This window comes from Candidatus Liberibacter solanacearum CLso-ZC1 (genome assembly GCF_000183665.1).
Lineage (GTDB): Bacteria > Pseudomonadota > Alphaproteobacteria > Rhizobiales > Rhizobiaceae > Liberibacter > Liberibacter solanacearum.
The window spans coordinates 1,226,638-1,247,630 of the sequence record NC_014774.1; the positions used below are offsets into that span (position 1 = coordinate 1,226,638).

Here is a 20,993-nt window from a genome sequence, read left to right on the forward strand (position 1 = left end):
GTTAATATTCCCTCTCTTCAACAATCTCAATCCCGTCCATGTCAATAGCTGATTTCTTCAATTCTTCAGATTCCCCCTTAAGACGCAAAGTTAATTGACTATCTGCTGTCAGCGTTGGACAAAGTTCACTCGCCAACTTTAAGGAAAGTGTCTCTTGATAGAGAGGATCACAATCTGCTAACGAAACCTCCTCAATATACTTAATAGAAAGCGGGATAGACTTATTATCGTGGACAACAATACAATCCCCATCTAATATCCCATCCCTGTCTATCTTTAAAACTTTAAGACATTTCTTAGGGAGAGGATAACGAACCCTCCCTTGATCTTCAGAGACTAAAGAAGACAAAAAAGAAGACTTCGTCGCAAAACCCCACGCAAATGAACGCAGTAAACTACGGTGAATAGGGGAGAGTAAAAACTTGCAATATTTAGCTTTTATACTTCCCTCATCCAGCTTCGCTATCGGGCGTTGCCCTAACTTCAACAACGCCCAATTACAGATCTCACACTCAGTCATCTAGGTTAAGCCGCCTTTTTACCAACTAACTTCGGTACCCCCTTGAGAGAGGCGTGTGAGATCTCAATACCTAAAATCTTCTCTGGTTCTACCCGAGCCGCACCAAAGGATGCGGTTAATGTAATTTGAGGTGCATGCCATTTACTAGGATCTTCAGAATGTTTTACCTCAACCGCTTTCCTTTGCGTAAAAGCAACCGCCGATTTGCAATAAATAGGTAAAACATACTTGATCTTGTCATTAGCAAATTTAGCAGAGGATGTAACACCAACTTGTCCTGCTACATTTTTGATTTTCGAGTCCGTCAAACCTGGAAATTGTGTCCCTGATGGAAATAAGTTATTGCCTGGTACTTTCTCCATGTTGATAAACCGAACCCCTGCAAAAGCTTCAATCCTACCCGCCTGTAAAGCTGCCGTATTGATATAATCCTTACTTGTTGCTTTCTCTAACGCAAATAACGACGCCCATACATCACTCGGTACTAAAACGTATATTTGCTCAGAATCAACATCAATATGCCGTTCCATAAAAATAGATTTAGCCGTAATAAGTTGTCCTATAAAGGTTTGAAAAAAGTCATCACCATCAACCGCAGATATTATATTATCCGCAGAAAAAGGCTCTAAGCTCTTCGCATCCTTACCACACTGATTAACTCCTAGCATACCCTCAAGGATAACTTCGTCTTGTTTACGGTGCATCGCAGCTGTTGCTAATTTAGCGTAGGGTAAAAGCGGATTAAGCCCTGAATCCAAAGTCGCAAACGGATCAATGCGTTCCGCCCATCCAAACTGTTCGTGGCTAATCCATCTTCTGGATTGATCGGTGTTATTGTATATGGTGTCCGACATATCACCGATAATCTTATGGGCTTCGGAGGGCTTAAATATTTCTACATAAGCTGATTTCTCACCCTCAGTAGATTTCTCCGTTACCGTAGGTCTCAATTTTGATGTTTCCTGTTGCAAAGCAAGTTCAACATGCTTTTTGAACTCTAATATATTAGCCGTTGCTAATTGCTGTTTTGTAGCCATAATTGTTATCCTTTTCTATGGTGTTATTGATCTAATAAGGCTTGCTGGTTTGCCCATTGTTTTATCTTATTATTGGCGGAAGTATCGCCCGCTTTACGCTTCTCTATAAATTCGGGGTTATTAAACAGCTTGTCATAATCTTCTTGTGATCCTCGAGACCCCTCAGATCGAGCAAATGTATCCCCTACCGAAGTCTCTTTGTTCATCTGAGCGTAACGATCAAAAAACTTAAAGGTCTTTTGAAATCCCCAGGTAGATACCAGGGCTTGTACATCTGCGTCTGCTATCTTCTCTTGACGAAAATAACGGGCTATGTCTTTCTCTCTTCGGCTGTAATCAACACCATATTCGGACTTCAATGCCGTCTTGTCTTCCGCTAAAGCCTTGTCCAATCGCTCTATCGAACGCTTCTCGTTCTCTTGCCCATGAGCAACAAGGCGATCTATAACTTTCTGTGCCGTCTTTGCATCAATCCCAGCCTCCTTAAAAGCCTCACTGTGGGCTTTAACCTCCTCTTGCGGAATGTACTCAGGACAGTTTAGGGTATAGTCTTCACTATTGGGTTGTGATGCTTCAGCCTCTTCGGTTGATGTATCCTCAGTGGATGCATACTTTTTAAAAGGATTACTTTCCACTTGCTCCTTAGTAGATGGTGTATTATCCACTTCTGGACTTTCTACTTCGGTATCTATTGGTGTTGAAACAGGTGTTTCTTTTACATCTGTCATTATTTATTCCTTTTCTATTGAGTACATTTGCACTATTTGTTCAAAATTAAGACCTAAACTTGATGCGATACGAACCGCCATAGCCCGTTTGCCCTCACAGTGAGCAAGCTTTAGGGCATCATCAATCTCAGGTGAGGATAAAAGACCTCCTTCAACCATCAAATCTATCAAAACCTCTTTCCCAGCTTCTGTGGCAAAAACGCTTTTGTACAATCGAAGCCTTTTCTCGTCTTCTTCCAATCGTTCAGCTAACACAACAGGATCAACAGTGTAACCTCGACCTAAAGCTGTATTTTTAATCTTCTCGGCAATAGCCTTAAAATCAATCATAGCTATTCTCCATCAGGTCATTCGTCATCTTCTTCTCTATAGCTTTACTCACGGCTTTCGCCCCTGCTTCCATCCCCATTTGCTCTTGTTGTTGTGCATCTTGTCGATTTTGCATCGCTTCCATTTGATCGTCTCTGTCTTTACGTCTCTGCTTCACTTCATCCACATCACGGATAAGATGTGCTGGTGAACCACTCGCCCAAAGGGCAAATCGGGAAACCTTATCAATATCAATATGATCCATAGGTTCTGGATTACCCGTTTTAGCCCCCAATTCTAAAACGGTATTCGTCCCTTGAAGAACACTCGCAACACTCTCGGCTTGTTGGTATTTGAATAAGGGCGATGTATACTCAACCTTTAAAAGGTGGAAAGGCGAATGATCATAATCCGTTAGCTCTGGAAGATTGTGTTGTGCATCAAGAATATCCAACTCCCGCTTAATCATCGCTCCGATAAATTCTGATTGAAGACCTCCTATCAAAGGTCCTACAAACGCACCTTTCTCTCTCGTCTTCTCCATAGATTCCGCAGCTGAACGAGATGCCTTGTCATCCAACACTTGAAACAAATCCAGCAGAAAGAGACTATGAATAGATCCTTGTATTCTTTTAAGCTCCTCATAAAAGGGAAGAGGATTGCCAACTTGAAGAGGTTGAAAAAGGGCTTTGCCGTCTTTGCTCATCGCACCTGTGTTTATATGGCGAGACTTAATTTTGAATTCTAACTGTTTAGCCTCTGTGGGAGCAAGATACGCTGGATGTAAAGAAAGACGGGCGTATTGAGCAAGTTCATTCGATATCTCGTTTAAACGCCTAATCGCAGGAAGTGCTTCCATCGCTGGCGATTTACCATAAATCTCATCCGCCCTGACCCTGTATCGTCCAATAATATAGGGAAGAGTAGTAATCTGCTTCTCTTCAAAAAATACGTTCTCATCAATGCATACAAATTTAGAATGAAAGTTCTTGTTTCCTTTATCTTTCTTCTTCTCAGCAAGACTTTTAGGATAGACCGCATGAATGATCTTAAACTTGTCAGGTTCTTTCTTCTCATAAGATGACTTCATCTTATCAGATAAAACTTTATACCCCCATTTGCCACCAATCTGCTCAGCCGTAAATTCAAATGTTCGGTAAATACTATCTACTTCGTTTTGATGATTAACACTCAAATAAACATCGGCAAGGGGAACGGCAATATAACGTATCCCCTCTTCTAATCCCGTTTCATCAACATCCGCTTCAATGTAAAAACACCCAGTCCCAAACTCAACAATACTAGTGTAAAAAGACTGCAGACAACTTACAAATCCAGAACGCGAACGTTCCCTAAAACCAAAAAGCACATCCGTTACTTGATCGCACCATCCTCTAATTTTTTTCGCCCCAGCATCCTCCTCATAAAGAAAGGCTTGATGCCTAAAAAAAGGCTCAGATAACCCATGCCACTTTTGACCAGGTGGAGTAATAAGAGAAGAAAGCAAGGAAGAGAGTTTAATACAGGCCTCAGATCCTGTCGTATCCCACATACGAGATTTTGGTTCTTGCTTATAAGGATAAAGAAGAGATGTTAACTCCTCCATCCGAGTATTTAACTCTTCTCTTTGACTTTTTAAATGCTCAAAACAAGTCTTGATCTTTTTAATAGAATTATTCATCGGCTATATCCACCCGCTAAAAGCATTGATGCGGGCGGGCGGTGTCTCAAGTAAGAATGAGGATTCATCCACGAAGATTCTTTTTCCTCTTCCCTCTCCCTCTCCTCATCCGTGAGCATGTAAGCAGGTTTATCCAAAACATCTTGCTTATTATCTTGCTTATTATCTTCCTCTTTATCCGAACCAGAAAATAGATAATCAATGACCGACGTAGCACCACCTAATAAACCGCCCGCTAAAGCCCCCCAAGGACCACCTACCATAGCCCCCGAAGTAGCCCCTTGAAAAATGTTCGATAAACCCTTTGACCACGGGTTCTTTTGTTGTTCTCTAGGCATAGCTAAACCTCCGATCAACAAGTAACTCATCGGCTTCATATTGATATGATCGGCACCGACCAAAGTTCATATCACTTCGTGCAGGACTAACCGCAAATGTGTAAGCCAAAGCATCCGAATAATCGGTACTCACTGCACCTTTAACCCTCTTGGATTCTAAGGCTAACTTGCCCGTGTTCGGCTCTATGAAAGACTCTAAAGATTTTAAGTTCTGAATTAATCCACTATGATGGGGAATACTTGCTAACTCTAGCCATTCTGCCATCTTAACATGAAGCTCTGTCCGTCTGTTCCTATAAGATTCGTGGTCATCCGCTCTGTTCTGACCTTTCTCTGGATGAACGCTATAGCCCTCATCTGCTAAATAGTAATACGTTTGTACCCCAATACCGTTGGCATCTACCACAACCGCATCAGGCTTGTATTTGTTAATCAGTTCCTCTATCTTGCGACTAGAGACGTTGACAGCCAATCCCGACCAATCAAAAATATGCTCAATATTAGTGCCACGACGTAACACAACAACCGTGTTGTCGCCACCCTCTCCTGCTATATCACAGCCCATAACTAAAGGAGCGTAGGGGTCTTTAATCGGCTCTCTATTAAGGGCTTCTTCAATCCGATAAAAAGGTATAAAACTGTTGATGTCCTGTTGTGGAAATTGTCCTAATACCTCAACCCGTGTAACATCAGAGTCCAAACCATAACGAGCTATGATATTCTCGTGGAAATTTGGATCAATGCCCTCTACTGTTCGTGTATCTATCTGGAATCTCTGCCAATCCTCTAAGGGAACGTTAAATATATCGTAAAACCAACCGTTTAACCGCCGAGGATTAGACGTCATAACCCAAAAACGATTGGCGTTATTCTCCGTAAAAAATCCAAGAATAGAAGTGTTTATAACATCAGGGGTACCTGAAGCTTCATCGTTAAAAATAGCCATTCCGTAAGTGTTATGATGCCCTACAAAAGTATCAGGGCGTTCCTCCGAATAAGTCCTACAGGTAATCGTGTAATGCTTTGAGTCAATCCCAAAATTCTTTTCTAATGCTTCCGCATACCACACAGCAGGATGCAAAGATAACGACTGCATCTCAAACCAATGCTTGTTCGGTAACATCGACAACCACTTACTTACCTCCGCCCATAACGTACTCTTCAGCTGAGTTTCCGAATTGGCAAGACAAAGTATTGACATGCCAGGTCGGGTCGATATTAACCATAACATCATCCAAGCGTTTAAAGTTGTTTTGCCAATCCCTCTACCAGCTGATACCGCACCCTTAAATATCTTAGGGTCGGGATTATCAACATTGAAAAGACAGTCAGTGTCTACCGCTTCCATAAAATCTAATTGCCATCTACGGGGTCTAGAAAAGTTTGCAAGCGAGGTGTTCGCTTCGCTCCAAGGAAATAACCGAAGTACAAAGTTGGTAAAACTAAGCTTGATGTCGTCAGAAAACATCAGCTCCATAAGCTCTTGTTCATGTTCTATTTTTGTTGGAAGTTCTCGGGTCAATAAAACAATCTCTAATATCTGTTATAAATATCCCCCTAAAAGGATAAGATAGAAGAGAATTACAGTCTGGATCTCCATAATTCTCTCCAATCTTATCAATTAAAGAGGATGTGGTTGATCCAGAACCATCGGTTACACGCTACCATAAGTTGATTCAGCATGCAAGCACAAAACAGACAAAAATAGTATTTAATTTAATTTTATGCTCACCATACCCCCCCCTAAACAATTTTAACTTATAAAGCTTGAAAATGCTTTTATATGCTAGGGGGATAAAGTCGTTATTGTTAAAGTGAGCTTTTGGAGCTTCGGCAGAACTAAACGTAAAAACTTCAAAACTTTCAAAATTTTATAAAAATTGTCGGAGCATAGGCTCTATATTTTTTCAAAACTCCTCTTGGGGGGCACCCCCCTCCTTCAAAACAAAAAAAACTCCACTAGCTCCTTAAACTCCACTAGCTCTAAAAGACTCTTAAAGCACCCTCAGTCTCATTTCTTTAGCTTCATGGTAGATTGTTTAGCCTTGCTCAACTTCGTTAGCTCTAGTGGCTTTTCTGTGGCTTCTAGGACTCTCATAGCCTTGTTAGCTTGTTGATGTTTTCTTCGCTCTTCAATCTTAGCTAACACGGGCTTCAAATCTATTGTATGCTTCTGTTCAACCGTCATATGGTTGCCGTAAATCTGACGGTTGAGACGCTCCGCAAGCCATAATACGCTCTTTTGCTTACGGTCTCGCATCTTGGAGTAGAAAACGGGGTTAGCTAATTCATGCTCTGTTGGCTCTGGTTCATTTGTAACCTCTTCAACCATAAGCTCTAACTTCTTCACTCTTGCTTGGTTATAAGATTCTCTATGTTCCGGATATCTTGCTAACCAATCGTAAAAAGCATCAGCAGTCGGCATGTTAGGATATTTTAAGACTGCTTGCATCGTCTCACCGTTCGCTATTCTTGTTATGATCTCTTTAGTCAGAGATTGAGAGTATTTAACCGTTGGCTTCTGTGGCTTTCTTTTCTTCGAATTGGCTTTCATAAAGAAATTATACCTTAAAATCAATTAGTTGTAAATATTTTAGTATGAAAATTCGGGTGCGATTTGGAGTTTAAATCGGGGTGGTGAGTTCACATATAACCACTGATATTTTAACCATTTCACCAATTCATCCATTCAAACCCACATTCAATGCTGACAATACTATACTATACTAAACTTCATTATACTATACTATATTTCATTTAATCTTTACAACATAATCCAACAAAGCAAGGGCATCGGCTTCATTATCATCAATTGGTTTAAAACCTAAACCCTTAACAGCAAGAATAACCAATGCTTTATTGGCATTTCCTTTGCCTGTGATATGTTTTTTAATTGTTTGTACTGGTATACCGCTATATGGAATTTTGTTTCTTTCGCACCAAGAACTTAAAATACTTAAAAAACCTCCGTAAGCATGGGATGCATCAACTCCTAAATGACGTCTCACCTCTTCAAACCAAACAACAGAAATTCCTTTTAGTCCATCTAACCAATTTTGGAACTTTAAAAACCTCATACCGCCACCTTCAAATCGTCCATTCTCAAACTTCACCACACCAGAGAATATTTGATTATCTTTTTGCACGGCAAATCCCATTTTAGAACCCAAATCTAAAGCTAATATACCCATAATCCATAAAATCCATTTTAAAGCCTGTCAGAGAATATTTATATACTAACATGATAGATTACACTAGTCTACCCCTATAAACAAATTCTAGACCCTTTTATGAGCCTTACAAGCTATACCAAATCATAGATCAAAGCTAAGAATACAGAAAATTACTTAAAACAGGCTGAATTGAACAGATCAACAGAAAGATCGAAAAATCCGAAACGGCATGTGGTGATTTGGAGGGGGTATTTTCAGTGTAGCTTTAGCGAAGCGGGGAATATTTGGTATTAATGTATCTACGATACATACCAAAACCCCCAAAACCACTATGCCAAGGGGGTTGTGTTACCATTATGCTGGATTGTATCTAAGTGCTTGATTTTACTTGTTTTTTTTGATGATAATTTGCAATAAAAATTGACCATGATAAAACAGTAAAAAACAAAATTCATTGGATCACCATGATCCAATCCGTTTATCAATGACTTACGAAATATTTTCATACGATATGAACTATATGATCCAATGAATGATCCAATGAATGATCCAATGCCATGGACTATATTTTTAAGAGACTTTGAGATCAAAATACAGAATAACCAAATATGCCATTCTTGAAGTGGAAATTTGATTTCTTGCACTGCTCAGAGATCTGTGCAATAGTCCAATATTGAATCGCTCAAAAGCAAGCCTCTGAGATGTGTTGATTTGATTTGCTTTAGGTTTGTTCATCATAAGAACCATTTGATTCTCTCCCTGCACTGCCGCCAATCCCTGCAATGGAACAGACACCGCCAATCCCTGCACTGCCACTGCAAGTTTCGATTCCCTCTTTGCACAGAAAGTTTTGTTTGCCCCTATGCACCGCAAAACCCATCTTTGAACCCAGATCTAAAGCCAAAATCCCCATAAAGTGCCCGCTATTAAATTTTCCTACACTAACCCTTTCCATTGACTAGCAACCACCAGAAAATCAATTCTAGAGCCTTTTATGCCCTATTAAAACCCTATCCGATAATTAAATAACCCCCCATAAGCACCAAAATATCCCTATTAAACAATAAACAATCAAATTAGCCCCCAGACAGAAATCTACCCCTTTGGCATATTATGTGTTTTAACATCTTATCATAAATAAAATTAATTTAAGTATAATTAAGTATAGTGTAGTATAATATAGTATAGATTAAAGTAACAGATGTGTTAAAAGACCTTTAGATATATCCTAAGCTGGAAAGCAAGAAGATGGATACGAAAAAAAAGGAATTAGAAAAAAATGTTCTTAAAAGGTGTTGTAATAGCTATCTAGTTATGTTATATAGTTGGTCACCCTTGTATATGGTGAATAATATACTTTTCACCCTTGTATATGGTGATGGCGAATATACAAATACCGAGTTAGCCAGTAATACTCAATAATGTTGTTTGTTTTCTAACTTTATCTTAACGGATAGAGCAAAAGGTCTACTATACTTGGATTATATCTTTACGATATATGATAAGTTTTCTTACGCCTTACAGACTATTTATAGTGATGCCAGAGACTATATTTTAGGACGATTTAGAAAAACCCTAATAATATCAGTAGAAATACCCGCATCCAAATTTAGATCAGTCCAAATTTGGACACATCTATTGTGACAGTCTATAATCAACCGCCCCAAATTTGGGTTGGTTAACTTCTAGCTTCTCAAAGAGATATTTTTAATTTTTATCACTGTAGGAATCCTCGCCCTTTAGGATCTCACAACCTAAGATTCTTCGAACCTCTATACCAACCAACACACCAAAAGATTGTAAAAAGTTGTGTAAAACGTCTACTGCAACCTTGACTTTTTCTTTGATTCTGGTGAAAATTGCTTTGCTTTGCTCGTAGTCTGCTCTTTTTTGGGACTATTTCCTCATCACCGAAGTAAATCCAGTCTAATGGCTTTCCTAAAGCTCTCTTGATCTTAAGAGCCGTTTTGATTTCGGGTGCTGATATTCCTCTTTCGTAGGTGCTTACGGTCGAAACTGGCAACCCTACCCATTCCCCAAATTCTTTTAAGGTCATTCCTTCTTCTTTTCTGAATTTTTTAATTCTTTCGCCTATTTCTATAGGGTTTATTAGTCTCTTCTTGATCCTGTCAGAGCTTTTAATCTTGGCTTCTACACCATCATACAACCAGTCAAAAGATGCTCCAAACTCATTACGTAAAAACAAAGCGTAGTTGGTACTGGCGGGTTGCACGCCTGCTTCATACTTATATACAGCGCCACCTTGATCGTCGGTTTTTTTTATAATATCCGAACGTTTATAACCGTACCTTTCACGCAAATCCCTAAAACGCTGTCCTATTTGCTGCCAATCTAAGGTGTTTTCTAGTTCCTTTTCCATACCTTTTTATACCTCAAACTAAAGTGTTAGTAAAGGTCTACGGTGGTGCCTAGAAAATAATTAAGGAATATACTTCTTTTTTATGTAGATAGTGTAGATCGCCTAAGCCAATATTGGAATTGATAGTATAGATTAAAGTAACAGATGTGCTAAAAGACCTTTAGAGATATCCTAAGCTGGAAAGCAAGAAGATGAATACGAAAAAAACAGTGTCGAAAGTAAAAAATATGAGTAGGGAAAAGGAATTAGAAGTTTTTTTAAAAGCTTTTATTAAAGTCAATACGAAATTTTTCAGCACTTTCTATCGAACCTGTTGTTATGGAATCCCTCAGTACTATTACATGCTCTAAGTAATCATGAACATGTTTGGTTTCTAAAGCCTGCGATAAAGGGCTTACTCCCAAGGAATTAAAAAAGGATTCAATAAAGTTTATTTTTTCTTCAATATATTTTGGGATATTCTTAGCATTACTATATGTAGACCAAACGCTAACTTCGGAGTAAACGTAAGTAATCCTCGTAAGACCCTCTATGATTCTATCCTCTTCTTGTTGCCTCCTATCCTCTTCTTGTTGTTTTCTATTTTTTTCTTGTTGTTTTCTATTCTCTTCTTGTTGTTTAGCCCATTCCTTAGCAGGGTACATAAATCCCTCTGCCATAAATTTTATAAACCAAATGGCTATAATACAATGGTAAAAATGAGATGAAGGAAAGTCGCCTGTAAACGATACCCAGCAGAATATGCTAATAGCCGTCAGCGAACCTACTGTAAGAAAATTCGTAAAAGAAGCCAAAAGTAAATAAGGCATCGTATCTTTAATAGCTTGCTTTTTATCCCTTTTCCAAAAAGAAATCAATATAGTCATAATAGTCATATCAAACTTTGGCATAAAGATATGTAGCAAGATCCGAAATAGTCCGATTATCCACTCCATAATCAGCAGATCCCCCTAAGAACTTGAATATAGGGGATAAAAACTGTCTCAAAAAGACCGAAACTTGTGCCAAACTGACACTTATTCGCTTGACTTTTGCTTTTTTTGGTGAGAACGTGAGTTGAGTTGAGTTGAGTTGAGTTGAGTTGAGTTGAGTTGACTATCTTTCGTTGTACTGGTAGATAAGGTTGCATTGTGTTTTTGTTCCATTCTTAAACGTGTAGTTAACATGGCTAAATCTCTCTCATCCATATTCTTAATATAACTTATGGCTTCTTCTTTTAACTCTTTCTTAAGTTGTTTTAAGGGAATGGTTGGTTTAGTTGTAACAGATGGTCGCACTCTATTTCTAGTGCCTATACACTCATCCCCAAAATATATCCAGTCTAAAGTTTTATTTAATGCTCTCTTGATCTTCAGGGCAGTCTTGATTTCTGGTGTTCTATGTCCGTTCTCTATATTACCAACTCCCACAGATGATAAACCTATTAATAATCCGAACTCTTTTTGGGTTAAGCCCATTTTTAACCTAATAGCTTTCAACCTTGCCCCTATAGCATGGGGGTTGAAAATCTTTTTTTCAGTCCTATCCCTTTCGGATCTTAAGTTCTCTACACCATCATACAACCAATCGAAAGACGCACCGAATGTATTACGTAGGAATAAGGCGTAGTTGGTACTGGCTGGAGCTAATCCCGCTTCAAATCTAGCTACATTGCCCCGTCTTCCCGACATGCTAACCAGTTCGGTTTGATCAAAGCCGTGTTGCTTTCGTAACGCCCTAAAGCGTTGCCCTATTTCTTTCCAATTAAGGTTGTTTTTAAGTTCCTTGTCCATACCCTTTTATTATACCCAAAATCAAAGATTTAGTAAAGGATTGTAGTTTTATCTATGTAAAATAACCTATCAATAATATCAAAATAATACTTGACTAGTTGATATTATCGATAGATACTCCCCCTAGTTAAACAAAACGATTATTTAAAAACCTAGGAGTAGATAATGACAACAGAAGTACAAGAACAGTTTAAAAAACATGAAGAGTTAGAATTGAATAAAGAAGACATGTTTGAGAAGTTCAAAGAACATTACTTAAACCGTGATTTATCGTATATTTTGGGGACTGATATACAGCGTGATCTTTACAATGAAATTACTGTTCAAATGAATCCAGATTATAGCGGGCTTGGCATAAGGGCTATGATAAAGGACAAAATATTAGATGATATGGTGGAGGCATTTGAAAAGTTTTGTTCGTTTGATAGATCCGATTTTGCAGATGAAATAGATGATTTCGCAGATGATTTAATACAAGAGAACTTCGAAATAGAAGTACGCTTTAACACACCTAACTAAAACCCACTATTATTGAAAGGAAAATATATCAAATGAAAACTAAAACATTCTTAATAGCATCTATCATTGCAACTAGTGGCTTATTAGCGGGTTGTAATCTAGCGGATGAACCAAAGAAGCTTAATCCTGATCAAATCTGTGATGCCATTTGCAAACTTAATCTACAAGAACAACAAGAGCTACAAAGTAAGGTAGATCAGAAATATGAAGATCACCTTAAAACTGGTACTAAAATATCAAGTGATTAGAGTTTTAAATAGCAAAAAAGCCCCTTAAGTATGGGTGCTCAGGGGGCTTTTAAACAACAAAGGAAGAAAACAATGAACAGATAAAGAAGCATTGATTAATGAGTAATGTAACAAAAGTAACAGAAGAAATCAAGGAAACTAACTATGAGTAACATAATACCATTTGAATTTGAAAGCAACAAGATTCGTACTGTTGTAGATAAAGATAATACTATTCTATTTGTAGCTAAGGATATAGCGGAAGCTTTGGGGTATAAAAATTCTAATGAGGCTGTAAATGAACATTGTAAGGGGGTAGTAAAACGCTACCCCCTTAAGACTGACGGAGGAATACAAAAGGTTAGGGTTATTCTTGAATCCGACGTTTATCGTTTAATAGTTAAAAGTAAATTACCATCAGCTGAGAAGTTTGAACGCTGGGTATTTGAAGAGGTTTTACCAACCTTACGTAAAACGGGTAGTTATTCGATTAATCCACCGAAGCCACAAGTCTTTATAACTGGTGGATTGTTGAAAGAGCTACGGTTACTGACAGACAACCACGGTAATTTAATGAGAAAAGCAGGAATAGACGAAAACCAGATCTTAATAGCTTCTTCTAGAGTGATGGAGAGTGTCTTAGGGGTTAATCCCGCCAACACGTTAGATATCCCTACCCCTAATAACAGCCAGTATTACACCGCTACTGCATTAGGTGAACAACTACCAGTTAAGTTAAGTGGTCGAGAAATCAATAAACGACTTGTGCGTTTGGGTTTCCTCTTAGTTGAACATGAACCATCAGGAAAACGTAGAAACATACTTACAACGAAAGGCAAGGAGTTAGGAGGAAGAGTATTTGACTCGGGCAAGAAACACTCTGATGGCTCTATCGTTCAAAGCATCAAGTGGCAAGAAAACATCTTAGATATTTTGAAAGCAAATCATTAAAATATAAGGAGTATTTACTATGCTATCGCCTAAACTTAAATATTATACCCCTACTGAAATTGGTGAAATGCTTACACCTAAGCTAACCGTTCCACAGGTTAATTATATGCTTGTACAAGATGGCTTCCAACTTGAAGATAAACACGATGATCCACATAAACCTATGTGGAGCAAACTAGTGGCAGATCAGATCCAATACGCAATCAACGCTACAATTATAGCATATATAGCGGATGGGATGAGAGAAGATGAAATCGAAGCAGAAAGGAACTAACGATGCTTAATTTCATGTTCGGTTTCACAACGTGTTTTCTACTGTTTTATGCGATTTTTATTTTTCTTGAAGCTTGGTATGGAGAACAAAAATAATGATCAGCATTAGTTTTAATCACTTTGTAGTTATTGTTTGCATCATCGTCGCTTTGGCTTGTGTTGGTGGTTTAATATACGACCATTTAAAGGTTAAACGGCGTAGAAAACCTGTTAAATTATCCTTTAGAAATGCCAAAATTCCAAGAAGCAAGAAGAGAAAGAAGAAGTAATGATATTTACTGCTTTTTGTATTGGCGGACTAGTCTTTCTCGCCCTTTTAGTACTTTTAGATATTTTGGAAGTTTATAAGTTGAGGAAAGAGAATGAATTTTTGAGAGAAAAGAACTCGATATTAGTAGCGTTATATATAGAGAAATTAAGATCCACACGTAAGGACAAGAACCATGAGTAAACAACTAACAAAACTAGATAAAGTCAAATTAGCGTTTAATATTCTGCTCTTATTTGGAGTTGTAGTGATGATGCTATGGTGGAAATGGGGGTAGAGAAGATGGTTGCAATAAATAATCAGTATGATAATAAATTGAATCTTCATTTAAGCACAATAAAGGAAGAAGATTCAATGAAAAAATATAAATTAACGTTTCACGGTAGCATAGAAGAATTAAAAGACCTAGTAAAAAAGGAAGAGCTACAAGGTACTTGGGAATTAGCAGACAGTATTAAACCTCATAGATTCGTAAGCAACAAAGGAGGAATACTATTATGGTATCCAAGCACTAATTCGGTTGTTTTCCAAGGTAAATCAACGGATGAACTTTTGCATGTAAATTTAAAGAAAGCGATAGAGCAATCCCGTATTAGTAACTCTAATTCACGTATAGCCCATTCTGAGCGAGTGTTTATTGTGCATGGGCATGATATGGATTCTAAAGATCAACTAGAACTAATACTTTATAAATTAGGAATAGAAAACCAATTTATACTTCAAAACACTGCGGGAAACGGGATAACTATTATTGAAGAATTGGAGAAAGAAATCGTAAAAACTCAAAATCGTTTTGGTATTGTACTATTAACCCCCGATGACTATGGATATTCTAGTACAGAAGGTATCGAAAGCAGGCAACCCAGAGCTAGACAGAATGTTATTTTAGAGATGGGTATGTTGCTTTCTTCCTTAGGGAGGGAGAATGTAGTTATCTTACAAAAACAACATTTAGAAAAACCCTCCGATATAAGTGGTATTATATACTTACCTTTTAACGAACATGTTAAAGACATAGCACATAAGCTAATACAGAGATTACAGCATTCTGGATTTAAAATTGATAATAATGACATAGCTAATGCTTTGAGCTGATGTGCTGGTGGAAATGGAAATAAGTCAATGACATATAGACAATTAAGAATTAAAGAACATTCTATATCGTATGTTTGTACGACATCTTACTACATTATCCCTTGGAATTTTGATGATCCTACCACAGTGCATGCGGAATTTGTTAAAGGCGAAGAAAGTAAGCCTTTAGAATACGGAGAAGAGTTCACTGTTGATTGTGATGAGGGTATGCTTACTCTTCTTACCGACTATAATAACAGCGATACACTACATATATTTGAGGGCGAGAGGTTAAAGTACATTGCAAAATCCTCTGCAAAACACAGTCATAAAACTCTTACAAGAAGAATAGATGATTGTATGGAAGAGATAAACAAGATACCGCCTAAAATAGACAAAGTAGAAAAAGAATTTAAAGAAGAGATAAACAAGATACCGCCAAAAATAGATAAAGTAGAAAAAGAGTTTCAAGAAGAAATAAAGAACACTGCAACTATCGTACAAGTTCATTCCTTATCTCTTACAGATCAGATCAAGATCCTTGATGAACACGAAAGACGACTAGCGGAAACTGCTACAAAAGAAGACTTGAGCAATCTAAAGGATCTTTATGTTACTCCCAATGAATTGAATTTAATTCTTGAGAACACTAGTGCTAAAACCCAAGAAGCTATAAAGCGTTTAGAACAAGAGATCAAAGGTCTCAAGGATGCGTCTTCTAGTGAAGTTGAATCACTCAAAAACAAGCTAGACAATCTTATATCCCTCCGAGAGACCCTAAAGAAGTTTAAAGCGGATATAGCTGAACAGATTACTCATTTAGGAAACAAAACCGATAGGATAGAGACAGGAGCAAGAAATCTTACAGAGATTGTATCTCGTCTTTGCCAAAAGGTTGATGACGTTGACATTATCCAGATGGATAGAGATGTTACGGCTTTAGCATCCAAAAGCTTAGAAGTAGCTAAAACTTTAGAGACATTAGAAAAGAAGCCACCTGTAGATTTAAAGCCTCTTGGTGCTAGAGTAGAAAAGGTCGAAGTACGTGTTGGTGCTATTGAGAACAAATCACCTGTAGATTTAAAGCCTCTTGATAATAGGATTAAAGATTTAAAGAACATGATAGACGCACTAGAAGCCAGAATAGCAAACACTGAGAAACACGTCTGTAATGGTAGTCTTACTTTACAAGCTACCGAACAGAACAAAAACCCTTGTATATCTTTTAAAGGACAAGATGGCAAAGGTATAGCTCAGATGTTTACTCGTGATGGGAATTTGTTCATAGGGACGAATGATAATAACCTATTAACCCCTGATAGAGTTAAAATAGGTGGCAAAACATTAAAAGAACACATGGAAAATGGGCTAAGCGGGCGTACGACGATACGCTGTGCAAGGCTACATACTAACGAGAGTCTGGGGAACATAATAAATTCAACTAGTATCGATAATTGGCAATACCCGGCTGAGAATTCTGGTGGGCATTTGTCTCATTCCGTTGCTTCCGCTATTGGTCTTGATGACGCAGACAAAAGGAGGCGTTGGAAAGTGATAGGGAAAACCGTAGGTTATTACGGAGTGTGGCATTGGCTACAAGAGGTTATTGAGTGAGTGGGGATTTGTTTTAATATCTTGATTTAACTAGGTTTTTGTTTTATAATATAAGATATAAAAGGCGGTAAACATTGGAGCAATAAAATGACGGAAAATAATACTTCCATTGATATTAATTCCCAAGCAGTTCATTTACATCTTAAAATGCACCAAGACATAATCAAAAGAATGGCGTTAAATAGTCTTTTCATCAAAACGTGTTGCATATCTCTATTATTTTTATTTTTGTTTATCACAACTAACGTAACTCTATCGGGATTTACTTGTCTATTATTGACTATGGCTTTTGCCACTATTGACACAATGTACTTAGCACTAGAAAGAGGATTTCGTGCCTCCTATAATAATTTCGTCAACAAACTCCACAGTAACACCTTACAAAAAGAAGATTTATTTATTTTAGCCCCTGAGCGTATTAGCTTTTGGGATACCGCTAAATCGTTTTCTGTGTGTCTTTTTTATGTTGCTCCTCTATGTTTCTATGTGTTTATTTCTTATATCGCACCTCCATAATATTCCTAGATTTTTCTACTATTCATGGTAGAGATAATCAGTTTTTTATATAGTGTTGACTTTTTAAAAGATTAGATATCCATTATTTCTTAAAATCTATGACGTTATTAGGCTCGTTTTCGATATCTTCGAAAGCGGGCTTAAGTTTTAAGCCTCTTATGATGCGGAGATATCTTCCTCTATCAGGACGTGGTTTTTCCCAATCCCTATCGTCTTTAAACCCTTTTTGTTTAAGATTGAGGGTAACTGTTCTCGTTGATATACGCTTTCTATCGTAGTTTAGCTCTTGTTCTCTGTATTCACTGTAGCTTCTCGCTAAAATACTGCTCTCTTCTAAAAATCCCTCACCAACCTCACAACAATCGTCAATCCACGCTTGGTAGGTATCTGTTCCCCGTCTTTCTTCCTCTTTAGCGTTTATACATACTTCAGGTACATAAACATCAAGATTCCGACCGTTGCGGATATACGCTTTAATCCCTTCTAAAAACCACTTCTTAGCTTCTAAGGCATATTCAGTTTCTAGCTTTTGTGCGAATGTTGCATCTCTATTAGCTATAGGCTTGTCGAAAGGAATGACAATATATCTTCTCCACCATGCATCATCTGGGTTTCTGACAAACAAATGCTTATTGGATACGATAAAAGGAGTAAAACTAGCCCGTGCTTCGCTGTATGTATTGCCGTAGTTAAGGCGGGCAGTCATACAATCGCCACCCGTCATTTGTTTTATTTTCGCTGCATTTAACTCGTCATTCTCGTTAGTTTCACTGATAATAACAACCCGAGAACCCATGAGCCTTATAAGACTAGGGTTTGCTTTTCCTGCTTCTGGCGGACGATTCTGCATAACATCGCTGGCTTCGGCGTTAATGACGTATTGATTACCAAAAGCAAATTTAATCAGGTTCATTAGGGTACTTTTACCACTTCCACCAACCCCTCGAATATGGATAAATCGTTGAGCTTCATTCCCTCCTAACAACGCCATGCCAACACAACGAGTAAAGAAGTTCATAACCTCTTCACTTTCAAAATAGTTTGATACTAAATTCATAAACTCTGCCGATGGTTTAGCCCTCAACAAAAGGAGTTCCTGTTGATTTAGTGATATATAGTTCTTCTTTTGGCGTAATTTGTTGTCCTGTTTCCATATCAAGGATACCGTCTCGTTCACCTATATATCTCAGGTTAGCATCAAATATCTCTGATGATATGTGAAATGGGCTTTTTGCCTCAATGGCATTTGCCGTTGATTTAGATCTTGATTGTTCACAGGCATTTCTTTTTGCATAAGCCTTAAGATACAATGCTCTAGGGTTTTTCTTAGTGCCATCCTTATTTTCGATTTCCTCACAAAGGTCAAAGGCATCTTTCTTCATGGAGATAAGAAATTCCATGATATAACCAGCTATTTTATCATCTGTAATCCGCCATATATAACGGTTGGTTTTGTCCTTTTTATACCAAGCTTTTGTATCAGATGCATAAAGGAAGTATCCTGATTTAAAAACAGAGAACATTGCTTTATTATACGCATCACTAAAACGTTCTTCTAAAATTCCATCAGGTATTAATTTTCTATGGTGATAAAAAATAGAAGCAAAGGTAGAGCGTTTCTTCTCACTATCCCCCTCTTCTTCACAGTCGAATGTACTCCATTTGTAATTAAAATTCTCTTCATCGTAACTAGAGCCTCGCTTGCTCCACCGTCTGGCAAGTTCTTTACCCTCATGCGATCCTTGTGTTTCGTGATGAATAGCCATAACAACAGGTATCCACTCATCGTGTGTTCCGTTGGTAAACTCCTCGCCAAAACAAGATAAAAAGGCGGTTATCTCTCTATTGGTGTAGCGTCTATTGCCTTTAGTATTCCCCTCTTTAGGGGATTTAATCTCTTTTTTCGCTTTGACTACAGGAGTTGTAGATTCTTTAAAAAATTCAAAGAGATGCTCAACATCTTCTTCAGAAAGCAAAGGAAGTTCTTCTGCTTTAAATGCATCCGGCGGAGTTGTCCATGTGTATTCTTCTTTTGTTTTAGGATGAATGTTATAGGCGACGAAATACTGCCCTCCCCCTAAAATATCAAGGTGTCCTTGCTGACTTTTAGGTGTCTGCTTCTTTTTAATCCCTGCTTTTGCCATCCTAAAAGGAATAAGAATCTTAGGTTTTTGCCCTATTCTAACGATTGAATTTCCGTGATAAAGCTCAAAAGCATCTTTAAAAGTATCAGCAATTTTTTTGTCTTTTGAATCAACGTCAAAAGGCGTAAATGGGCTGTTCGCCTACACCACATACAAGCCCGAAGCCACAAGATGGAAGCTTATCAATATCCTCATTTGAAAGTAGTTGCTCTTCCCACTTACCCGCTCTCAATGGTCTTTTATCACCATGGCGTAAAGGAATGATTTTAAACCCGTTTTTAATGGCTTGTTTAGCCTGTGGTTTCCATTGCATTACTGACATTTAAGCCCTCTTATAAATAAGTTCTTCTAGTGGTTTTGCTTTCAGTCTTGCAATCTTAGCTTCTAATGCTTCTATTTCACCTTTAGTCATTTCCATAGGTTCTAAAAGTGCATCCGTAGAATGCTTCCCTTAACTTCCCTTGCTTGATGTCGCGGCGGTACTGACGATCATAGGCTCGACGTTTCTCTTTATTATTTCGGTGGTACTGACGACTATAGGCGATTAGCTTCTCTCTATTTTTTTGGTAGTACAGACGACTAGAGGCTTGTTGTTTGTCTTCAGTATTTTGGATATACTGACGCCTATAAGCTTTACGTTCTTCTTTCTTCCTTTGGCGATACAGACGCTGATATTCGATACGTGCTTCTTTCTTCCTTTGGTAGTACTGACGACTATTTTCGGTAAGTTTATCTTTATTCTTTTGGTAGTGCTGACGATAATATTCGTTAATTTTATCTTTATTCTTTTGTAGGTACTGACGCTGATATTCGATACGTGCTTCTTTATTATTTTGGTAGTATTGACGCTGATATTCGTTACGTTCTTCTTTCTTCCTTTGGCGATACAGACGCTTATTTTCGGTAAGTTTATCTCTATTCTTTTGTTGGTACTGACGATAATATTCGGTAAGTTTATCTTTATTCTTTTGGATATACCGAAGCATACTTTCCCTTGTACGTCGCTTTCTCTCTTCCTCGGATAACTTCCTCATACTATATCCTTTAAACCGTCATCCGAATGTAGTTTGTACACAGCCCGAATAACAAACTTTTCAACAGAGGATTGTCTATCTTGGTTTATACGTCCGTCAATATCCACTTTTATAGTGAGCATGGCGTCGGCACCTAGCGGGCTATACGCTACAACTTCTGTGCTAGTCCCTTTCTTCTTCTCAAAAACCCGAGTTTTTAGCTTAATATTGATCATTGGCACGCCTCGCAAATGTCTTCATCACAAGATTTATTGGCGTTCTCGGGCTTGATCTCAAATTCTTCTGGTTCTTTATCCATCTCAAAACTATCCTTATTCTTTAGTTGTACGTGATATTCCTTTTATACCATGGGATGTTGGAGGTGTCTAGAAAATAATCTATCAATATATCTAAAATAATGTTTGACAAATTAGATTTATTGATAGATAATGTCCT

General features: G+C 37.9%; 26 protein-coding genes. 8 read left to right on the top strand and 18 right to left on the bottom strand.

The features are described from left to right. Window position 1 precedes the first annotated feature (1 nt). From CKC_RS05575 to CKC_RS05640, 14 genes are all read right to left on the bottom strand, one after another. Window positions 2-520: a hypothetical protein gene (locus CKC_RS05575; RefSeq protein ID WP_013462547.1), complete on the bottom strand. Its 519-nt coding sequence runs from the start codon at window positions 518-520 to the stop codon at window positions 2-4. A 5-nt stretch (window positions 521-525) separates the two neighbouring features. Beyond that, complete coding sequence (locus CKC_RS05580; protein WP_013461592.1) at window positions 526-1,557, bottom strand: phage capsid protein; 1,032 nt, start codon at window positions 1,555-1,557, stop codon at window positions 526-528. A 23-nt stretch (window positions 1,558-1,580) separates the two neighbouring features. Then, a complete protein-coding gene (locus CKC_RS05585) occupies window positions 1,581-2,285 on the bottom strand; it encodes a hypothetical protein (RefSeq protein ID WP_013462548.1) in 705 nt (234 codons plus the stop codon). Window positions 2,286-2,288: 3 nt separating this feature from the next. Beyond that, window positions 2,289-2,615 carry a Bbp19 family protein gene (locus CKC_RS05590; RefSeq protein WP_013462549.1) on the bottom strand — a complete coding sequence of 109 codons (327 nt, stop codon included), beginning with the start codon at window positions 2,613-2,615 and terminating at the stop codon, window positions 2,289-2,291. After that, window positions 2,608-4,275, bottom strand: coding sequence for a portal protein (locus tag CKC_RS05595; RefSeq protein WP_013462550.1), 1,668 nt, complete (start codon window positions 4,273-4,275; stop codon window positions 2,608-2,610). Before CKC_RS05595 ends, CKC_RS05590 begins: the two co-directional genes overlap by 8 nt. Next, a complete protein-coding gene (locus tag CKC_RS05600; protein ID WP_013461596.1) occupies window positions 4,272-4,613 on the bottom strand; it encodes a hypothetical protein in 342 nt (113 codons plus the stop codon). The genes CKC_RS05595 and CKC_RS05600 overlap by 4 nt, the downstream gene beginning before the upstream one ends. Beyond that, window positions 4,606-6,135 (bottom strand): terminase large subunit domain-containing protein, encoded by a 1,530-nt coding sequence (locus tag CKC_RS05605; protein WP_013462551.1) that lies wholly within the window; start codon window positions 6,133-6,135, stop codon window positions 4,606-4,608. Before CKC_RS05605 ends, CKC_RS05600 begins: the two co-directional genes overlap by 8 nt. Before the next feature lie 489 nt (window positions 6,136-6,624). Beyond that, window positions 6,625-7,167, bottom strand: coding sequence for a terminase small subunit-like protein (locus tag CKC_RS05610; protein WP_013462552.1), 543 nt, complete (start codon window positions 7,165-7,167; stop codon window positions 6,625-6,627). 199 nt (window positions 7,168-7,366) lie between these two features. Beyond that, window positions 7,367-7,804 carry a crossover junction endodeoxyribonuclease RuvC gene (locus tag CKC_RS05615; RefSeq protein WP_013462553.1) on the bottom strand — a complete coding sequence of 146 codons (438 nt, stop codon included), beginning with the start codon at window positions 7,802-7,804 and terminating at the stop codon, window positions 7,367-7,369. 552 nt (window positions 7,805-8,356) lie between these two features. Continuing rightward, a complete protein-coding gene (locus tag CKC_RS06090) occupies window positions 8,357-8,602 on the bottom strand; it encodes a hypothetical protein (RefSeq protein ID WP_143827789.1) in 246 nt (81 codons plus the stop codon). A 931-nt stretch (window positions 8,603-9,533) separates the two neighbouring features. Beyond that, the gene (locus CKC_RS05630; protein ID WP_013462557.1) at window positions 9,534-10,166 is read right to left on the bottom strand and encodes a helix-turn-helix domain-containing protein; all 633 of its coding nucleotides are present in this window, start codon (window positions 10,164-10,166) and stop codon (window positions 9,534-9,536) included. Window positions 10,167-10,423: 257 nt separating this feature from the next. Next, a complete protein-coding gene (locus CKC_RS05635) occupies window positions 10,424-11,041 on the bottom strand; it encodes a cell envelope integrity protein TolA (RefSeq protein ID WP_143827790.1) in 618 nt (205 codons plus the stop codon). A 1-nt stretch (window position 11,042) separates the two neighbouring features. Continuing rightward, entirely contained in the window at window positions 11,043-11,174 is a 132-nt protein-coding gene (locus tag CKC_RS06415; RefSeq protein ID WP_275450004.1) for a hypothetical protein, read from the bottom strand. Window positions 11,175-11,182: 8 nt separating this feature from the next. Then, on the bottom strand, window positions 11,183-11,938 hold the full coding sequence (locus tag CKC_RS05640; RefSeq protein ID WP_013462559.1) for a helix-turn-helix domain-containing protein: 756 nt from the start codon (window positions 11,936-11,938) through the stop codon (window positions 11,183-11,185). A gap of 165 nt (window positions 11,939-12,103) precedes the next feature. On the opposite strand from CKC_RS05640, the gene CKC_RS05645 reads away from it, so the two are divergent. The 8 genes from CKC_RS05645 to CKC_RS05680 all read left to right on the top strand — a co-directional run bounded on the left by CKC_RS05645 (window position 12,104) and on the right by CKC_RS05680 (window position 17,380). Continuing rightward, on the top strand, window positions 12,104-12,457 hold the full coding sequence (locus CKC_RS05645) for a hypothetical protein (protein ID WP_013462560.1): 354 nt from the start codon (window positions 12,104-12,106) through the stop codon (window positions 12,455-12,457). Window positions 12,458-12,489: 32 nt separating this feature from the next. After that, window positions 12,490-12,705, top strand: coding sequence for an SEC-dependent effector SDE5640 (locus CKC_RS05650; protein ID WP_013462561.1), 216 nt, complete (start codon window positions 12,490-12,492; stop codon window positions 12,703-12,705). 144 nt (window positions 12,706-12,849) lie between these two features. After that, on the top strand, window positions 12,850-13,635 hold the full coding sequence (locus tag CKC_RS05655) for a phage repressor protein (RefSeq protein WP_013462562.1): 786 nt from the start codon (window positions 12,850-12,852) through the stop codon (window positions 13,633-13,635). Between the two features lie 19 nt (window positions 13,636-13,654). Then, entirely contained in the window at window positions 13,655-13,909 is a 255-nt protein-coding gene (locus tag CKC_RS05660; RefSeq protein ID WP_013461604.1) for a hypothetical protein, read from the top strand. A 94-nt stretch (window positions 13,910-14,003) separates the two neighbouring features. Next, window positions 14,004-14,177 (top strand): hypothetical protein, encoded by a 174-nt coding sequence (locus CKC_RS06165; protein ID WP_013461606.1) that lies wholly within the window; start codon window positions 14,004-14,006, stop codon window positions 14,175-14,177. Between the two features lie 257 nt (window positions 14,178-14,434). Next, complete coding sequence (locus CKC_RS05670) at window positions 14,435-15,271, top strand: TIR domain-containing protein (protein WP_244391957.1); 837 nt, start codon at window positions 14,435-14,437, stop codon at window positions 15,269-15,271. Window positions 15,272-15,298: 27 nt separating this feature from the next. Beyond that, window positions 15,299-16,864, top strand: coding sequence for a hypothetical protein (locus tag CKC_RS05675; protein ID WP_013461610.1), 1,566 nt, complete (start codon window positions 15,299-15,301; stop codon window positions 16,862-16,864). An 87-nt stretch (window positions 16,865-16,951) separates the two neighbouring features. Beyond that, a complete protein-coding gene (locus CKC_RS05680) occupies window positions 16,952-17,380 on the top strand; it encodes a hypothetical protein (RefSeq protein WP_013462563.1) in 429 nt (142 codons plus the stop codon). A gap of 82 nt (window positions 17,381-17,462) precedes the next feature. Here the strand turns inward: CKC_RS05680 and CKC_RS06345 are convergent, their stop codons facing one another. The 4 genes from CKC_RS06345 to CKC_RS06360 form a co-directional block, all read right to left on the bottom strand. Continuing rightward, window positions 17,463-18,557 (bottom strand): DNA primase family protein, encoded by a 1,095-nt coding sequence (locus CKC_RS06345; RefSeq protein ID WP_244391959.1) that lies wholly within the window; start codon window positions 18,555-18,557, stop codon window positions 17,463-17,465. Further along, window positions 18,454-19,524 carry a PriCT-2 domain-containing protein gene (locus CKC_RS06350; protein ID WP_013462565.1) on the bottom strand — a complete coding sequence of 357 codons (1,071 nt, stop codon included), beginning with the start codon at window positions 19,522-19,524 and terminating at the stop codon, window positions 18,454-18,456. Before CKC_RS06350 ends, CKC_RS06345 begins: the two co-directional genes overlap by 104 nt. Before the next feature lie 115 nt (window positions 19,525-19,639). Continuing rightward, window positions 19,640-19,846 carry a bifunctional DNA primase/polymerase gene (locus tag CKC_RS06355; protein WP_013461613.1) on the bottom strand — a complete coding sequence of 69 codons (207 nt, stop codon included), beginning with the start codon at window positions 19,844-19,846 and terminating at the stop codon, window positions 19,640-19,642. Between the two features lie 82 nt (window positions 19,847-19,928). Further along, complete coding sequence (locus tag CKC_RS06360; RefSeq protein ID WP_013461615.1) at window positions 19,929-20,558, bottom strand: hypothetical protein; 630 nt, start codon at window positions 20,556-20,558, stop codon at window positions 19,929-19,931. Window positions 20,559-20,993 lie beyond the last annotated feature (435 nt).

Excerpts from the sequence above, each read along its gene's own strand:
- CKC_RS05575 (WP_013462547.1), bottom strand. The coding sequence starts at position 520 with ATGACTGAGTGTGAGATCTGTAATTGGGCGTTGTTGAAGTTAGGGCAA.
- CKC_RS05580 (WP_013461592.1), bottom strand. The coding sequence starts at position 1,557 with ATGGCTACAAAACAGCAATTAGCAACGGCTAATATATTAGAGTTCAAA.
- CKC_RS05585 (WP_013462548.1), bottom strand. The coding sequence starts at position 2,285 with ATGACAGATGTAAAAGAAACACCTGTTTCAACACCAATAGATACCGAA.
- CKC_RS05590 (WP_013462549.1), bottom strand. The coding sequence starts at position 2,615 with ATGATTGATTTTAAGGCTATTGCCGAGAAGATTAAAAATACAGCTTTA.
- CKC_RS05595 (WP_013462550.1), bottom strand. The coding sequence starts at position 4,275 with ATGAATAATTCTATTAAAAAGATCAAGACTTGTTTTGAGCATTTAAAA.
- CKC_RS05600 (WP_013461596.1), bottom strand. The coding sequence starts at position 4,613 with ATGCCTAGAGAACAACAAAAGAACCCGTGGTCAAAGGGTTTATCGAAC.
- CKC_RS05610 (WP_013462552.1), bottom strand. The coding sequence starts at position 7,167 with ATGAAAGCCAATTCGAAGAAAAGAAAGCCACAGAAGCCAACGGTTAAA.
- CKC_RS05615 (WP_013462553.1), bottom strand. The coding sequence starts at position 7,804 with ATGGGTATATTAGCTTTAGATTTGGGTTCTAAAATGGGATTTGCCGTG.
- CKC_RS05630 (WP_013462557.1), bottom strand. The coding sequence starts at position 10,166 with ATGGAAAAGGAACTAGAAAACACCTTAGATTGGCAGCAAATAGGACAG.
- CKC_RS05635 (WP_143827790.1), bottom strand. The coding sequence starts at position 11,041 with ATGACTATTATGACTATATTGATTTCTTTTTGGAAAAGGGATAAAAAG.
- CKC_RS05640 (WP_013462559.1), bottom strand. The coding sequence starts at position 11,938 with ATGGACAAGGAACTTAAAAACAACCTTAATTGGAAAGAAATAGGGCAA.
- CKC_RS05645 (WP_013462560.1), top strand. The coding sequence starts at position 12,104 with ATGACAACAGAAGTACAAGAACAGTTTAAAAAACATGAAGAGTTAGAA.
- CKC_RS05650 (WP_013462561.1), top strand. The coding sequence starts at position 12,490 with ATGAAAACTAAAACATTCTTAATAGCATCTATCATTGCAACTAGTGGC.
- CKC_RS05655 (WP_013462562.1), top strand. The coding sequence starts at position 12,850 with ATGAGTAACATAATACCATTTGAATTTGAAAGCAACAAGATTCGTACT.
- CKC_RS05660 (WP_013461604.1), top strand. The coding sequence starts at position 13,655 with ATGCTATCGCCTAAACTTAAATATTATACCCCTACTGAAATTGGTGAA.
- CKC_RS06165 (WP_013461606.1), top strand. The coding sequence starts at position 14,004 with ATGATCAGCATTAGTTTTAATCACTTTGTAGTTATTGTTTGCATCATC.
- CKC_RS05670 (WP_244391957.1), top strand. The coding sequence starts at position 14,435 with ATGGTGGAAATGGGGGTAGAGAAGATGGTTGCAATAAATAATCAGTAT.
- CKC_RS05675 (WP_013461610.1), top strand. The coding sequence starts at position 15,299 with ATGACATATAGACAATTAAGAATTAAAGAACATTCTATATCGTATGTT.
- CKC_RS05680 (WP_013462563.1), top strand. The coding sequence starts at position 16,952 with ATGACGGAAAATAATACTTCCATTGATATTAATTCCCAAGCAGTTCAT.
- CKC_RS06350 (WP_013462565.1), bottom strand. The coding sequence starts at position 19,524 with ATGGCAAAAGCAGGGATTAAAAAGAAGCAGACACCTAAAAGTCAGCAA.
- CKC_RS06355 (WP_013461613.1), bottom strand. The coding sequence starts at position 19,846 with ATGTCAGTAATGCAATGGAAACCACAGGCTAAACAAGCCATTAAAAAC.
- CKC_RS06360 (WP_013461615.1), bottom strand. The coding sequence starts at position 20,558 with ATGAGGAAGTTATCCGAGGAAGAGAGAAAGCGACGTACAAGGGAAAGT.